At 53.7% G+C, this 562-nt stretch carries 1 protein-coding gene; it reads right to left on the bottom strand.

The genetic code is table 11. The features are described 5' to 3' along the window. A partial coding sequence (locus ACWHAR_RS30510) for a phosphoenolpyruvate carboxykinase (ATP) (protein ID WP_452088863.1) occupies window positions 1-562 on the bottom strand: 562 nt, incomplete at both ends.

The raw sequence follows: 562 nt of genomic DNA, 5'->3' as shown, positions 1-562 counted from the left end.
CTGTTTGAATGCTTTCGCCAGGTGGATCGCTTTTTCCTCGTATTCGTTTTCATCTGTCCAAGTTTTGGCCGGGTCAAGCACTTGATCAGGCACACCCGGAACGTGGACCGGTGAATGAAGTCCGAAAATGCGGTCAGTCCTCATTTCGGCTTTATCCAGTTCTCCTTCTATTGCGGCCTGAACCATCGCTCTCGTATATGCGAGGCTCATTCTTTCCCCGGTTCCGTATCCGCCGCCGGTCCAGCCTGTATTGACGAGAAAGACGCCGACCCCGTGCTCATCGATTTTTCTTCCGAGCATTTCAGCGTACACACGTGCCGGAAGCGGGAGGAACGGTGAACCGAAGCAGGTCGAGAATGTGGCTTCAGGAGTGGTGATCCCGCGTTCGGTGCCGGCGAGCTTGCTTGTATATCCGCTCAGGAAATGATACATGGCTTGTTCTTTCGTTAACTTGCTGATCGGAGGAAGCACGCCGAAAGCATCTGCGGTCAAAAATACGATGGTCTGCGGGTGCGCTGCGATGCTCGGCTTGACGATGTTGTCAATCGCGTCAATCGGGTAA

The sequence above is a fragment of the Bacillus sp. LR--39 genome (assembly GCF_053613335.1).
Note: the sequence above shows the minus strand (reverse complement) of the source record. Positions and strands in the feature narration are given on the sequence as shown.